This window comes from Mycolicibacterium gilvum (assembly GCF_900454025.1).
GTDB lineage: Bacteria > Actinomycetota > Actinomycetes > Mycobacteriales > Mycobacteriaceae > Mycobacterium > Mycobacterium gilvum.
Genome location: NZ_UGQM01000001.1, coordinates 5115160 through 5128662 on the forward strand (window position 1 = coordinate 5115160; position 13503 = coordinate 5128662).

Sequence of the window (13503 nt, forward strand, 5' to 3'; positions counted from 1 at the left end):
GCGATCGGGCACAGTAGGCCCATGAACTTCGTCGGGCTCGACCTCGCCTGGGGCGAGAAGAACCAGACCGGCGTCGCCGTGGTCGACTCCGACGGCCGGCTCCTGCACGTGGGTGCGGCGACCGACGACGACAGCATCGCCGCGGCGATCGCGCCCTACACCGCCGAGGAATGCCTGGTCGCGATCGACGCCCCGCTGATCGTCAAGAACGCCACCGGGCACCGGCCGGCGGAGACGCGGTTCAACCGGGACTTTTCACGCTTCGAGGCGGGCGCCCGTCCGGCGTTCACCGACCGGCCGGAGTTCAAGCACCCCCGCGCCGCCCGGATCGCCGAACGGCTCGGCCTGGACACCGATCCGTCGTCGGCCGCCCCCCGCCGGGCCATCGAGGTGTATCCGCATCCGGCGACGGTGGTGCTGTTCGACCTGGACAGGACACTGAAGTACAAACGCGGGCCGTTCGAGGATCGCCACCGTGAACTGCTGCGGCTGATGACGCTCATCGAAGGGCTCGACGACGCGACCCCCCGGCTGCGCGTCAACCGCAGCGTGGCGTGGGTGGAGCTGCGCAAGCGGGTCGAAGCGGCGACCAAGCCCAGCCATCTCGACCGCGACGAGGATCCGGTCGACGCCGTGATCTGCGCCTATGTCGGTCTGTACTGGTATCACCGGCCCGACGACGTGACGATCTACGGCGATCACGCGTCCGGCTACATCCTCACGCCGTCGCTGCCGAAGTCCCGCCTACCCGAGGCGGCGCCCACGAAGAAGTCGCGTCCGGATCGGCACCCGGACCTCACCCGCCCGTCGGCCGTGGTCGCCGAGTACGCCTCGCGGCGCCCCGCACTGGTGGAGGCGACCGACCACTATCTGGCGCTGGTCACCGGGCTTCTCGACGACGCGGGCATCAACTATCTGTCGGTCGCCGCGCGGACCAAGACCGTCGAGTCCTTCGCGGCCAAGACCCGGCGACGCGGCGCGGACGGGAAGCCGCTCTACAGCGAGCCGCTGGTCGAGGTCACCGATCTGATCGGTCTGCGTGTCATCACCTACCTGCGTGAGGACGTCGACACGGTCGCCAACCTGCTCGCCGAGGAGATGCGACTGCTCGACGACCGCGACATGGGTCAGGAGACCGCACGCGAAGGCCGCTGGGGGTATGCCAGCCGGCACCTGCTGATGGGCGTCGAGGGCGTCCAGCAACCCGCGTCCATCCAGGTGCGCACCGTCCTGCAGCACGCGTGGGCCGAGTTCGAACACGAAATCCGTTACAAGGGTTCGATTCCCGAGGCCTACGTGCCCGACCTCGACAGGCGCTTCACGCTCGCCGCCGGCCTGCTCGAGCTCGCCGACCGCGAGTTCTCCGCGGTGCGGGAACGGCTGCGGACGGCGCTGCCGGAGACCGCCGAACCCGAGATCGGCAGCGACCCCCGCCTCCCGACGCCGGTGCTGGCCACCTACCTGGGCAACCGCTTCCCCGACGCCGGGTGGTCGCGCACCGACCACTACGCGTGGATCGCCGGGCTGCTCCTCGACCTCGGGATCGACTCGATCGACGAGGTCGACGCCGCGCTGGCCGGTATCGACACCGATGCCGTCAACGCCGCGATGGACTACCGCTATCCAGCCGGTGCGGTCCGCCGTCTCGACGACGCCCTCCTGGCCCTCTACGGCACCGATTACATTCGGCTGCAGGACAATTCGCACCGCGTCAAGCTGCTCGAAGCCAGGCTGGCGCGGTTGCGGCCGGTTTAGTCGGGCGACGACCCGAGGTGCGTCGGGTCGGTGATGCGCCCGGACTTGATACCGAGTTGCTTGTTGATCAGCTGGGTGATGAAGAACAGCACGACGCCGATGACGACGAGTCCGCCGGCGACGATGTACTGCTGGACCGGCCGCCCCGAGAACGGCAGCACCAGATACAGCGACGCGAGGAATCCGATGACGGGAAGCGCGGTCGGCGTCGTGAAATGCCCGCCCGCCCGCACGACGTCGCGTCGCAACACCAGCACGGCCACGTTGACGACGGCGAACACCGAGAGCAGAAGCAGACTGGTCGTGCCGCCGAGGATCGAGATCGCGTTGCTGCTGGCGAAGGCCGACACGTAGGCGATGAGTCCGAACGCGATCACGGTGGTGAAGATGATGGCCACCCACGGGGAACGCCGGGTCGGATGCACCAGGCCGAGTGCGGGCGGCAGCACGTGCTGGCGGGCCATGCCGTAGATCAGCCGGCTGGCCATGAGCATGTTGATCAGCGCCGTGTTCGACACCGCGAACATCGTCATGAACGGCAGGATGGTGTCGATCGGCAATCCGGGGGCGCCTGCTCTGACCACCTCGACGAGCGGAGTGTCACTCTCTTCGAGCTTGCCGACCGGGACGAGCGCCACGGCCACGATCGAGACCAGGATGTAGACGACGCCGGCGATCGACAGACCGGAGAGCAGGATCTTCGGGAAGGTCCGCACCGGATCCTTGGTCTCCTCGGCCATGTTGACCGAATCCTCGAATCCCACCATCGCGAAGAAGGCCAGCGAGGTGGCGGCCGTGATGGCCAGGAAGGTGTTCTTGTCCTCGGCGGTCTCGAACGCCACGACGCGAGAGAAGTCGACCTCTCCGCCCCCGGTGAACGCCCAGAGCCCGACCAGGATCACCAGCACCAGGCCGGTGATCTCGACGATCGTCAGGATCACGTTGAGCTTCACGCTCTCACCGACGCCGCGGAAGTTGATCGCCGCGAGAGCGGCCATGAACACCAGGGCCAGTATCAGCACGCCGGCCTTCGGCGCATCCTCGACACCCACACCGGTGAAGAAGTTCGCCGCGAACGCCCTCGAAGCCGTTGATGCCGAGGTGATCCCGGAACACATGACGACGAAAGCCACCAGGAAGGTGATGAAGTGGATCCCAAAGGCCTTGTGCGCGTAAAGCGCAGCTCCAGCGGCCTGCGGATACTTGGTCACCAGCTCCAGATAACTGAACGCGGTGATGGTCGCGATGGCGAACGCGACGAGGAACGGAAGCCAGGCCGCGCCACCGACTTCACCGGCGACGTCGCCGACGAGAGCGTAGACGCCGGTGCCGAGAATGTCCCCGACGACGAAGAGCAGGAGCAGGCCGGGGCCCATCACCCGCCGCAGTTCGGGCTGCTTCTCGGTAGTGCCCGTGCCGGTCGTGTGTTCCGACATCACGCCCTCCTCACCGACTCGTTGGAATCATTCATCATCGACCAGCGCGACACGTCGTGCAGTGCCAACGGGACAACTCATGCGACCGGGACGGTTTAACCGGACGGCGCGAAACACAAACGCTCAATTGAACGGGGCGAGCACGTCGATGACATCGATCAGGGTGGCCCTGGCCGTGGCCCGGGGGCCGTCCCCGTCCCCGACCAGCGCCGCGACGACCGCTCCGTCCACCGCGCAGACCAGGGCGGTGACCAGTTCGGCCCGCACGGACCGGCCCGATCGCTCCACCACCTCGACGACGGCGTCGCTGCGCTGGCGCAGGATGCGCCGCTGGATGTCGCGCAGTCCCGGCTGCCTGGCACACGCGATGTAGCGCTCGTAGCGCGAGATCATCTGTTCGGTCACCCGCTCGGGGTTGTCGCCGACGAGCAGGTCCACGAGGATGTCGGCGGTCGATTCGGCCCCGCGCCGCCGTCGCGACAACGCCGCGACGCGGTGCCGCAGTTGTTCGGTCTCCCGGCTGCCGACATGTTCGACGGCGTTGGCGATCAGGTCGTCCAGCGAGGAGAAGTAGTACGTCGTGGACGCCAGGGGCAGCCCGGCGCGCCGTGCGACCGCGCGGTGGCGGACCGCGTCGAAGCCCCCTTCGCAGAGAAGGTCGGCGGCAGCGCTGACCAGCGCATACCGTCGACGTTCTCCCTTGGGAGTGACCGCTGCCGTCACTTTTAGCATGCTGCCAGCCAGGGGGTTTCGGCATCGGGCTTTCGCCGAATCCCGGGGGTTCGACCCTGCCCGCACCCCGATCGGCGTCGGGTCGCCGGTGGCAGGATGGCGCCCATGCCGATGATCAACCGCCGGGACGTGTTGTCGCTCGGGCTGCGCGCAGCGATGGTCGCCACCGCGGGCACCGCTGCGGCGTCGTTGCTCGACACCCCGGCATCGGCCGCCCCGCCCGCGCCGACCTACACCACCGGATCGTTCCCGTCGGCGGCCCGGGGTGGCGCCGTGACCAACTGGGCGATCGCACGACCGCCCGGCCGGACCGAGCCACTGCGCCCGGTGATCCTGCTGCACGGCAAGGATTCTTCGGCGGCCACCGTGATGTCGATGGGCGTCGAGCAGTTCCTCGCCGACGCGGTGCGGGCCGGCCTGCCGCCGTTCGCGATGGCCGCCGTCGACGGCGGCAACGGGTACTGGCACCGGCGCGCGTCCGGCGACGACGCGGGCGCGATGGTGCTCGACGAGTTCCTGCCGCTGCTTGCCGCGCAGGGACTGGACACCTCGCGGGTCGGATTCCTGGGGTGGTCGATGGGCGGGTACGGAGCGTTACTTCTCGGGTCGCGGCTGGGCGCCGGACGGACCGCGGCGATCTGCGCGGTGAGTCCGGCGTTGTGGACGTCTCCGGGCGCAGCCGCCCCGGGGGCGTTCGACGGCGCCGAGGACTATGCAGCCCACAGCGTCTGGGGTCCGGCCGGCCTGGACGGCATCCCGCTGCGCATCGACTGCGGCTACGACGACCCGTTCGCGTCGGCGACCGAACAGTTCATCGCGCAGCTGCCCAGCCCACCCGCGGGCGGCTTCTCCCCCGGCGGACACAACGCGCAGTTCTGGTCGGGACAGCTGACGTCCGAGATGACCTGGATGGCACCGCTGCTCGCCGCTTAGCCGGAACCGCCGACCGGCGAGATCCGTCCCTCGGCGGCAGCTTGGCCGATGTCACTGCGGAAGTGGCTGCCCGGCAGCCGGATTGCGGCGACCGCCGCGTACGCGGATTCGCGGGCGGCCGCGAGGTCCTTTCCGGTGCCGACCACCGACAGCACCCGGCCACCGGAGGAGACGACGCTGCCGTCGTCGCGGCGCGCGGTTCCCGCGTGCAGCACCGCCGGCGCGTCCGCACCGTGGATGACATCACCCACCCGCGGGCGGCCCGGATAGTTCTCCGCGGCCACCACCACCGTCACCGCGGAGCCGTCCTGCCAGTGCAGCGGAGGCTGAGCCGCCAGCTCGCCTGTCGCGGCGGCGTGCAGCAGCCGGCCCAGGGGTGATTCGAGGAGCGCGAGCACCGCCTGGGTCTCGGGATCACCGAAGCGGCAGTTGAATTCGACCACCGCCGGCCCGCGGGACGTGATCGCCAGACCCGCGTAGAGCAGACCGGAGAACGAGCTTCCTCGCCGGACCATCTCGGCGGCAACGGGTTTGACGATCTCGTCGACGATCTGCTTCGTCACCTCGTCGGGCAGCCACGGCAGCGGCGCGTAGGCGCCCATCCCGCCGGTGTTGGGACCGGTGTCGCCGTCACCGACGCGCTTGAAGTCCTGCGCCGGAAGCAAGGGCACCACGGTGTCGCCGTCGACCACACAGAACAGCGACACCTCGGGGCCATCGAGGAAGGATTCGAGGAGCACCGGGTGGCCGGCGTCGAGCAGGCCGGCGGCATGCGCGCGGGCGGCGTCGCGATCGGTGGTGACCACAACGCCCTTGCCGGCGGCCAGACCGTCGTCCTTGACCACCCAGGCGGCCTGACCGGCGGGCGGACCGAAGCGGTCCAGCGCGGCGTCGAGGTGGGCCGGGTTGTCGACGATCTCACTGCCGGCCGTGCGCACACCGGCCGCGGACATCACGTCCTTGGCGAAGGCCTTGGAACCCTCGATACGCGCGGCGTCCTTCGACGGCCCGAAACACGCGATACCCGCCGCGCGGACGGCGTCGGCGACGCCGAGCACCAACGGGACCTCCGGTCCGATGACGACGAGGTCGGCGCCGATGCGTCGGGCGAGCGCCACGACGGCGTCACCGGAGGTGACGTCGAGGTCGTACTGGTCGGCGACGGCGGAGGTGCCGGCGTTGCCGGGCGCCACAGACAGCGCGTCGACCTCCGGATCTCGGCGCAGCGCGAGCAGCAGCGCGTGTTCACGGGCTCCGGATCCAACTACCAGGACGTGCACAGATGCCCACCCTAGTGGCACCGCCGGGCGGGGCGCCCATCCAGTCGGCCATACAAATGTCGGCAGGCGTGTATGGTCGACGCTACGTGCCGCACGTCACACAGGAGTGAACGCCGATGACCGCCGAAGACGCCCGGGTCCAGAGCTGCCCTTTCCTTCCGGACGGGTACGACTTCACCGACCCCGACGTCCTGCTGGAGGGCGTCCCGGTCGCCGAGTTCGCCCAGCTCCGCAGGACCGCACCGGTGTGGTGGAACGCGCAGCAGGAGTCGATCTTCGACGACGGCGGCTACTGGGTGGTCTCGCGGCACGAGGACATCAAGTCGATCTCACGCAACAGCGCGCTGTGGTCGACCAACGCCAAGGGCGCGGTGATGCGGCTCCCGGACGGGGTCACCGCCGAACAGCTGGATCTGACCAAGGCGCTGCTGATCAACCATGACGCGCCCGAGCACACCCGGCTGCGCAAGATCGTCTCGCGGTTGTTCACCCCGCGGGCGATCGCCGGCATGGAGGCCAAGCTCGCCGACTCGGCCCGCCAGATCGTCGGTGAGGCCGCGGACAAGGACGGCGGCAACTTTGTCGACGACGTCGCCACCCTGCTCCCGCTGCAGGCCATCGCCGACCTGATCGGGGTGCCCGAGGAGGACCGCGAGAAGCTGTTTCACTGGTCGAACGCGATCATGAACACCGACGACCCGGATTTCGACTCCGACCCGACGATCGCCAACGCCGAGCTGATGGGCTACGCCTACACCATGGCCGAGCAGCGGCGACGGTGCCCGGCCGACGACATCGTCACCCGTCTCGTCGAAGCCGACCTGGACGGCGATGCGCTCGGTGAGGTCGAGTTCGCCTTCTTCGTGATCCTGCTCGCCGTGGCGGGCAACGAAACGACCCGCAACGCGATGACCCACGGCATGAACGCGTTTCTGGACCACCCCGACCAGTGGGAGCTCTACAAACGCGAACGTCCCGAGACCGCGATCGACGAGATCATCCGCTGGGCCACACCGGTGCACTGCTTCCAGCGCACCGCGCTCGACGACGTCGAGATCGGCGGGGTGACGGTCGCCCGGGGTCAGCGGGTGGGCCTGTTCTACAGCTCGGCGAACTTCGACGAGGACGTCTTCGACAACCCCTTCGAGTTTGATATCCTGCGAAACCCGAACCCTCACCTGGCATTCGGCGGCAACGGCGCGCACTACTGCATCGGCGCGAACCTCGCCCGGATGGAGATCAAGCTGATGTTCGAGGCGATCGCCGACCGGCTTCCGGACATCTCCAAGCGCGCCGAACCGCAGCGCCTGCGGTCGGGATGGATCAACGGGGTCAAGGACCTGCAGGTCGCCTACCGGTAGCGGACGGCGGCGACCACCGGGTGGGTGGCCTACAGTGCCTTCGTGCGCACCCATGGTTGGTCCGGGGCGAAACCGGCCTCCGACGACGAGGCTGTCGCGCGCATTCTCGAAGCGGCGGGCAAGGCGATCGAGGAGCGCGGCGCGGATTTCAGCATCTCCGACGTGGCACGCACCGTCGGTGTCACCAGGCAGACCGTCTACCGGTACTTCTCCAGCACCGAGGCACTGCTGGTCGCCGCAGCGGTGCACGCCGTGGACGGCTTCCTCGACCGGCTCGCCGCACATCTGGTCGGTGTGACCGATCCGCCCGAGGCGGTGACCGAGGCGGTCGCGACTGCGCTGGAGTGGCTTCCGAGGGAGAAGTACATCGGGCTGATCATGGCCCCCGGAGGGTCGACACACGTGCAGTCGGTCACCTCCGACATCGCCCTGCGCTTCGCGCGTGACATGGTCGGCCGCCTCGATGTGGACTGGACAGCCGCGGGCTTCGACGAGGCCGAACTCGACCAGCTCTCCGAACACCTGTTGCGCATCATCCAGTCGTTCGTCCTGGATCCCGGCCGCCCGCCCCGCCGCGGCGACGAATTGCGTTCCTATTTGAGACGGTGGGTCGGCAACGCGCTCCTGCGCCGCTGAATTCGTGCGCGGCGGCCCCCCTGCCCGAATCTAAGCTGGACGGGTGAGTGTGCTGGGGAGCTTCCTGACGACGTGGTCACAGGCCCGGGCCACCTTCGGCGACGGCGTTCCGCTGCCCGGCAGCACCTTCGACGGCAGTTCGACGCTGCGACGGCTGGAGGCCGAAACCCGCAGTGCCGCGCCGAGGTCCGACTGGACCGGCGGCGCCGCCGACACCTACGCCGCCGGCAACGCCGAGCACGCCCGGGCCCTGGCGCGGATGGCGGAGCTCGACGAGCGCATGGGGCGGGAGGTCGACCGGTCCGCGGTGGTCGTCCGGGACGGCCGCGTGGATCTCGACTCCGTGAAGGACTGGGTGTTGTCCGCTGCGGCATCCGTGCCGGACAACGCCGCCGGCGAACGGATGCTGCTGCCCATCGTGGGCAAGGGATGCACCGACATCGCCGACATCGTCATGTCGTCCAACGGTCAGCTGGCCACGATCGCCGAACGCATCCGCAGCCTCGGCGTCGAGTACGCGGCGCTCGACGACGCCGCGTCGGTCACACCACGGTCAGAGGCAACGACTTCCGATCTTCGAAGACCCACGCCGCGCCACCGCTGAACTCGGTCACCTCGACCTCGGACAGCTTCTTCGCCGGGGTGTCCGTCGCGATGACCCGCACGGTCCAGTCCGATTCGGTGCCCGACACCTCGGCACGCAGATACGGATCGACGGCGGCCACGATCGCCTGCAACGGGGTGTCCGCGACGGACGACACCAGGGAGATCCAGGATCCGTCCTCGTAGGCCGGGGACGTCCGCACGTGGATGAAGTCGGGATCGACGTCGGCGTACACATAGGCGGCCGGATTGAGCAGCGGGTGCAGTTCGAGTACCCGCAGGGCACCCTTTGCATCTCGGGACAGTTTGAGCGCCTTGTGGATCCGCTCGGCTGCGACGCCTGCGATACCGATCAGCTGTTTGGTGCGGATGGTGCGTGCCAGCGCCGCGTCGCCCTTGGCCCGCGCCTCGACCGCCAGCGTGAACGACAGCACCAGCAGATGCATCTGCAGGCACACCTCGTCGGCGATCCGGACCAGCGCCGAATGGGAGAACGCGCCGAAGTCCACGTCGGACAGCAGCGGGCCCGAATAGTCCGCCATCCCTTCGTCGTCCGGATCGATCGGCGCGAGCTCGGTGTGGTGGGCACGGCTGGCGCCGACGATGTCCATCGCCGGGATGAACGGCACCTCGGGGTAGGACTCGTCGATGATGACCGTCCACCGGCAGTGCGGGTGCTCGTCGGAGGACGCCCTGGGCGGCCGGTGAATGGGGCGGACCTGGGCCTTGCGGTTGGTCGCCAGCGCGGTCGCGTCGAAGGTGGGGTCTTCGATGTCGTGGCACATACCTCGGACGTAGTCCTCGCCCATCGGTTCGACGTCGAGCAGTGCGCCGCAGTGGTCGAGGTAGAACTCCCCGTGCCAGCGGTCGTGGACGACATAGCGGAAGTCCATGAACTGGGGCGGGGCACCGATGTCGAGTTGCAGGCCCTTGAAGAGGGTGAAGATGTCCTCACCCTCGTAGTTGAGCGCCTTCTGCATCCGCTTCGTGTACAGCGGACTGGCGGCCGCCCACTCCTCGATCGCGATCTGGAGCATCTCCTCGCGACCAAAATTGCTGATGCACCAGGCCATTCCGGACCGGTCGATCAGCTGGCCGATCAGCAGCAGTTCCGGTACCAGGGTGGCCAGCTCCTCGCGCGACAGCGCGGCATATCTACTCATCATCGAGGGTCTTCCCGGAATGCATCTTCACCGCCGCGTTGACGTTCGCTTTGCGGTCCTCACCACTTCCCTTGTCCGCGGCCTTCTTTCGATTGCGTATCACCTTGCTCACCGCACCATCCAGTTTCGAACCCAGCGGGAACCCGAGGTAGTGGGTCAAGAAGAGCGCGACCTCCTTGAGCTCCTCTGCGGTGAACTCTTCGTTGTGCAGCGCGGCGTTGACCTGGATCTCAGCCAGATCCGAGTTGCCGACCGCAGTCACCGCCGCCAACGTGAGCAGGCGCTTGTCCCGCATCGACAGTCCCTCACGGGTCCAGATGGTGCCGAAGAGATGGTCGACGGTCAGGTCGAAGTACGGGTCGCCCTCGATGTTCGGCATCTCCCAGCCGTACACCTCGTTCATCTTCTCCAGGCCCTTACGGCGCAGCTCGTCCATCGTCACTCCTTCGTGTGGGGCACACCGAGACCGGCTGCCAGGTCCTGCAACGCGATCCGCGCCAGCGGGAGATCCACGCCGGTTTCGTCGCCGAGCGCGAGTGCCAGTTTGAGGTCCTTCTCCGCCAGTCCCCGGGTGTGGACGAACATGTCGTGCAGGAAGTGGTCGGGGGTCAGCGCCTTCATGTCGTCGCGCACCATGATCGCGCCCGGGCCGCCGCTCTGCGCGTCGCTGTGCCGAACCACCCGGCCGAGCTTCTGCAGATCGATGCCGGACGCCTCGGCGAGCCGCATCGCCTCGCACGCCGCGGTGAACCCGATGAACGTCAGCATGTTGCGGGCCAGCTTCATCCGGGTCCCCGCGCCGGGTTCGCCCGCGCGGACCACCATCGACGCCCACTTCTTGAAGACCGGTTTGACCCTCTCGTAGGCGTGCTCGTCGGCGCCGACCATGACCGCCAGCTCGCCCTTCTCCGCCGCGCCGGCACCACCGCTCACCGGCGCGTCCACGATGTGGATGCCCTTGGGGCGCAGCTGTTCGGCCAGCTCCCCCGCCGTCGCGGGCTCGATGGTCGAGTGGATCGCGATGACGGTGCCGGGTTCGGCGTGCGCGGCCAGTTCTGCGACGACGTCCCGGACCTGTGCGTCGTTGAGCACGGTGACGCTGATGACGTCGGCCGCAGCCACGTCGGCGACGCTGTCGGCGAGTGTGGCGCCCAACTCGACCAGCGGGGTCATCGCCTCGGTGCGGACGTCGAACACGACCAGCCCGCCGGGCCAGTCCACCAGGCGCTTGGCCATCGGCGCGCCCTGATTGCCGAGCCCGATGTAGCCGAGCTTCAGATCGTCGGTACTCACCTGATGATCTGCCCGCCGTCGACATTGAAGATCTGCCCTGTGACCCACTTCGCCTGATCCGAGAGCAGGAACAGCAGCATGCCGACCAGGTCGTCGGGCTGACCCATGCGCGACAACGGGATTCCCTTGACGATGTCGGCCACCATCTCCTGTGGCGTCGTCGTCCGGTTGGCCTCGGTGTCGATCGGTCCGGGTGCGATCGCGTTGACCCTGATGTTCTGGCCGCCGAGCTCGGTGGCCAGCTGCTGGGTCAGACCGTTGATGCCGACCTTGGCAAGGCCGTAGAAGTTCGAGTACAGCCACGCCGCGGTCGACGACTGGTTCACGATCGCCCCGCCGCCGCGCTTGGCCATCTTGCGGTACACCGCCCGGGTGCACACCAGCGCGCCGTCGAGGTTCACGCTCATGAACTTCTTGTAGTAGTCCCAGTCGACGGTGATCAGGAAGTCGAGCTTCATCCCCCCGAAGATCGCCGCGTTGTTGACCAGGTAGTCGATGCCGCCGAACTCCGACAGTGCCTGAGCCGCCATTTCTTTGGCCGAGTCCGGGTCCGACACGTCGACGCGGACCGCGAGCGCGTTACCGCCCTCGCCCTTGATTCCGTCGGCGACCTTCTGTGCGCCCTCGACGTTGATGTCGGCCACGACGACGGCTGCGCCCTCGCGGGCCAGCGCCTCGGCGTACGCCTGACCGATGCCGCCTCCGGCGCCGGTGACGATGGCCACCTTCTCGTTGAACTGGTCACCATAAAGGCCCATGCAGAGACCCTCCGTTTCTGAGTTAGTTGACGGCCGTGGCGATCGCTTTGATCTCGAGGTACTCCTCGAAACCGGCAAGGCCCATTTCCCGGCCGATGCCGGACTGCTTGTATCCCCCGAACGGCATGTCGGCCGAATACCAGACCCCGCCGTTGATGTTGACCGTGCCCACCCGCAGCCGCGCCGCAACCCCGTTGGCGCGCTCGAGATCCGGGGAGAAGACCGTGCCCGACAATCCGTAGGGCGAGTCGTTGGCGATCCGCACCGCGTCGTCGTCGCCGTCGTGCGCAATGACGGTGAGCACGGGGCCGAAGATCTCCTCGCGGGCGACCTTGGCGTTGTTGTCCAGACCGGCGATGACCGTCGGCTCGATGAAGAAACCGGTGTCGCGGTCAGCGGGACGTCCACCGCCACAGGCGAACCGGCCGCCCTCGGCGACAGCCGAGTCCAGATAGCTCTGGATCCGGTCGCGCTGACGCGCCGAGATGACGGGGCCGCAGATCGTCCCGGGCTTGTCGGGATCCCCGGGCTTCAGGCCGCCCATCGTCGCGGCGGCGGCCTCGACGGCTTCGTCGTAGCGGGCCCGCGGAACGAGCAGGCGGGTGGTGATCGCGCAGCCCTGTCCGGCGTGCATCGACGCGGTGAACGCCGCCATCGAGCAGGCGCCGGCCAGATCAGCGTCATCGAGCACCAGGAACGCGGACTTTCCTCCCAGTTCCAGGAAGACCTTCTTCAGCGTCGCGGCGCCGTCGGCCATCACCGCTCGCCCGGTGTTCGTCGAACCCGTGAACGAGACCATGTCCACCCGTGGGTCTTTCGACAGCAGCGCCCCGACGCCGTGATCGCTGGAGGTGACGATGTTGATCACGCCGGCCGGGAAATCCGTGTGCTCGGTGATCAGCTCGCCGAGCACCGCCGCCGCCCACGGGGTATCCGGAGCGGGCTTGAGCACCAACGTGTTTCCGGCCGCCAGCGCTGGACCCACCTTCGCGAGATTGATCTGGTGCGGGAAGTTCCACGGGGTGATCGCTCCGACGACGCCGATGGCTTCACGAGCCACGGTGCGTCGGGTCTTGATCCCCATCGGTGAGGCGATGCCCAGATCGGTGCTCCACCGGTAGGACTCGGCGGTGTCGGCGCAGAAGCTCAGATCGTCGACGGGTCCTTCGAGCTGAGCGGCGGCGGTCAGCATCCGCGGCGCGCCGACCTCGGCGATGGTCAGCTCCCGCAGCTCCTCGACGTGGGCGCGCATCGCGTCCTGCAGTTGGCGGATACAACGCACCCGCAACGCGGTGTCGGTCGACCAGCCCGTCTCGTCGAACGCCCGCCGGGCCGCGCCGATCGCGGCATCCATGTCGTCCGCGCCGGCGTCGGCGGCCACCCCGAGCGTCTCCTCGGTCGCCGGATTGACGGTGGGGAATGTTCCCGCGCTTCCGGCGACCAGTTTTCCGTCGATGAGCAGCTTGCTGTCGCGATCGGCCAGGATTGCCATCCGACCTCCTGTTCATGTGGTGGACACGTGTCCGGCGAAGTCTTGACGAACCTTAGCCGCA

General features: G+C 68.3%; 13 protein-coding genes. 5 read left to right on the forward strand and 8 right to left on the reverse strand.

The window, feature by feature from the left end:
- The first annotated feature begins 21 nt into the window (after positions 1-21).
- Positions 22-1755, forward strand: a complete 1734-nt coding sequence (gene relZ / locus DYE23_RS24030) for a bifunctional ribonuclease/(p)ppGpp synthase (protein ID WP_115328368.1) — start codon at positions 22-24, stop codon at positions 1753-1755.
- Here relZ and DYE23_RS24035 read toward each other — a convergent pair.
- Together DYE23_RS24035 and DYE23_RS24040 are read right to left on the reverse strand one after the other, a co-directional pair.
- Positions 1752-3191: an APC family permease gene (locus tag DYE23_RS24035; protein WP_011892508.1), complete on the reverse strand. Its 1440-nt coding sequence runs from the start codon at positions 3189-3191 to the stop codon at positions 1752-1754. The two genes, relZ and DYE23_RS24035, sit on opposite strands and share 4 nt — an antisense overlap.
- 123 nt (positions 3192-3314) lie before the next feature.
- On the reverse strand, positions 3315-3923 hold the full coding sequence (locus DYE23_RS24040; protein WP_011892507.1) for a TetR/AcrR family transcriptional regulator: 609 nt from the start codon (positions 3921-3923) through the stop codon (positions 3315-3317).
- A gap of 96 nt (positions 3924-4019) precedes the next feature.
- Between DYE23_RS24040 and DYE23_RS24045 the strand changes: the two genes are divergently transcribed.
- Positions 4020-4856: an alpha/beta hydrolase gene (locus DYE23_RS24045; RefSeq protein WP_041787676.1), complete on the forward strand. Its 837-nt coding sequence runs from the start codon at positions 4020-4022 to the stop codon at positions 4854-4856.
- Here the strand turns inward: DYE23_RS24045 and purD are convergent.
- Positions 4853-6136 carry a phosphoribosylamine--glycine ligase gene (gene purD, locus DYE23_RS24050; protein ID WP_011892505.1) on the reverse strand — a complete coding sequence of 428 codons (1284 nt, stop codon included), beginning with the start codon at positions 6134-6136 and terminating at the stop codon, positions 4853-4855. The two genes, DYE23_RS24045 and purD, sit on opposite strands and share 4 nt — an antisense overlap.
- A 116-nt stretch (positions 6137-6252) precedes the next feature.
- Here purD and DYE23_RS24055 point away from each other — a divergent pair, with 116 nt between their 5' ends.
- Genes DYE23_RS24055 through DYE23_RS24065 form a run of 3 tightly spaced genes read left to right on the forward strand, consistent with a single transcriptional unit; the run spans position 6253 to position 8737 of the window.
- Positions 6253-7497: a cytochrome P450 gene (locus DYE23_RS24055; RefSeq protein ID WP_115328369.1), complete on the forward strand. Its 1245-nt coding sequence runs from the start codon at positions 6253-6255 to the stop codon at positions 7495-7497.
- 42 nt (positions 7498-7539) lie between these two features.
- Positions 7540-8133, forward strand: a complete 594-nt coding sequence (locus DYE23_RS24060; RefSeq protein ID WP_041800576.1) for a TetR/AcrR family transcriptional regulator — start codon at positions 7540-7542, stop codon at positions 8131-8133.
- A gap of 43 nt (positions 8134-8176) precedes the next feature.
- Entirely contained in the window at positions 8177-8737 is a 561-nt protein-coding gene (locus DYE23_RS24065; protein WP_115328370.1) for an EspA/EspE family type VII secretion system effector, read from the forward strand.
- Here DYE23_RS24065 and DYE23_RS24070 read toward each other — a convergent pair.
- The 5 genes from DYE23_RS24070 to DYE23_RS24090 are packed head-to-tail and all read right to left on the reverse strand — an operon-like array spanning position 8676 to position 13442.
- Positions 8676-9902, reverse strand: a complete 1227-nt coding sequence (locus DYE23_RS24070) for a hypothetical protein (RefSeq protein ID WP_115328371.1) — start codon at positions 9900-9902, stop codon at positions 8676-8678. The genes DYE23_RS24065 and DYE23_RS24070 overlap by 62 nt on opposite strands.
- A complete protein-coding gene (locus tag DYE23_RS24075) occupies positions 9892-10335 on the reverse strand; it encodes a carboxymuconolactone decarboxylase family protein (RefSeq protein ID WP_013470797.1) in 444 nt (147 codons plus the stop codon). Before DYE23_RS24075 ends, DYE23_RS24070 begins: the two co-directional genes overlap by 11 nt.
- Before the next feature lie 2 nt (positions 10336-10337).
- Positions 10338-11192 carry an NAD(P)-dependent oxidoreductase gene (locus DYE23_RS24080; RefSeq protein WP_011892499.1) on the reverse strand — a complete coding sequence of 285 codons (855 nt, stop codon included), beginning with the start codon at positions 11190-11192 and terminating at the stop codon, positions 10338-10340.
- Complete coding sequence (locus tag DYE23_RS24085; protein WP_011892498.1) at positions 11189-11950, reverse strand: SDR family oxidoreductase; 762 nt, start codon at positions 11948-11950, stop codon at positions 11189-11191. Before DYE23_RS24085 ends, DYE23_RS24080 begins: the two co-directional genes overlap by 4 nt.
- A 22-nt stretch (positions 11951-11972) precedes the next feature.
- Complete coding sequence (locus DYE23_RS24090; RefSeq protein ID WP_115328372.1) at positions 11973-13442, reverse strand: aldehyde dehydrogenase; 1470 nt, start codon at positions 13440-13442, stop codon at positions 11973-11975.
- Between the last annotated feature and the right edge of the window lie 61 nt (positions 13443-13503).

Bases quoted from the DNA above. Each gene is read 5' to 3' on its own strand.
- relZ (WP_115328368.1), top strand. From the start codon at position 22: ATGAACTTCGTCGGGCTCGACCTCGCCTGGGGCGAGAAGAACCAGACC.
- DYE23_RS24035 (WP_011892508.1), bottom strand. From the start codon at position 3,191: ATGTCGGAACACACGACCGGCACGGGCACTACCGAGAAGCAGCCCGAA.
- DYE23_RS24040 (WP_011892507.1), bottom strand. From the start codon at position 3,923: ATGCTAAAAGTGACGGCAGCGGTCACTCCCAAGGGAGAACGTCGACGG.
- DYE23_RS24045 (WP_041787676.1), top strand. From the start codon at position 4,020: ATGGCGCCCATGCCGATGATCAACCGCCGGGACGTGTTGTCGCTCGGG.
- DYE23_RS24055 (WP_115328369.1), top strand. From the start codon at position 6,253: ATGACCGCCGAAGACGCCCGGGTCCAGAGCTGCCCTTTCCTTCCGGAC.
- DYE23_RS24070 (WP_115328371.1), bottom strand. From the start codon at position 9,902: ATGATGAGTAGATATGCCGCGCTGTCGCGCGAGGAGCTGGCCACCCTG.
- DYE23_RS24075 (WP_013470797.1), bottom strand. From the start codon at position 10,335: ATGGACGAGCTGCGCCGTAAGGGCCTGGAGAAGATGAACGAGGTGTAC.
- DYE23_RS24085 (WP_011892498.1), bottom strand. From the start codon at position 11,950: ATGGGCCTTTATGGTGACCAGTTCAACGAGAAGGTGGCCATCGTCACC.
- DYE23_RS24090 (WP_115328372.1), bottom strand. From the start codon at position 13,442: ATGGCAATCCTGGCCGATCGCGACAGCAAGCTGCTCATCGACGGAAAA.